This is a genomic window from Paraburkholderia sp. SIMBA_054 (assembly GCF_046534875.1).
In the GTDB taxonomy this organism is placed as follows: domain Bacteria; phylum Pseudomonadota; class Gammaproteobacteria; order Burkholderiales; family Burkholderiaceae; genus Paraburkholderia; species Paraburkholderia hospita.
The window spans coordinates 1-270 of sequence record NZ_JAWRXV010000832.1; the positions used below are offsets into that span (position 1 = coordinate 1).

Here is a 270-nt window from a genome sequence, read left to right on the forward strand (position 1 = left end):
GTACCGGTGGAACTAAAGACGCTCGCCAGTTTTCCGTATAGTGCGCCGGAAGCCCACAGGCCGCCCGTCTGGTCGAGGAAGGTACGCATTTGACCGGACATGTTGCCAAAGCGGGTAGGTGTACCAAAAATAATGGCGTCGTAATCGGCCAGTTCTTGCGGGGTTGCAACCGGTGCAGTTTGCGTTTTACCGCCTGCTTTTTCAAATAATTGCGGCGGCATGGTTTCCGGTACACGCTTAACGACAACTTCTGCGCCATCCACTTTGCTT

1 protein-coding gene is annotated in these 270 nt (G+C 54.1%); it reads right to left on the reverse strand.

Translation table 11 applies throughout. The features are described from left to right. On the reverse strand, positions 1–270 hold a 270-nt coding region (gene wrbA, locus SB822_RS57435), incomplete at both ends, for an NAD(P)H:quinone oxidoreductase (RefSeq protein WP_410859153.1).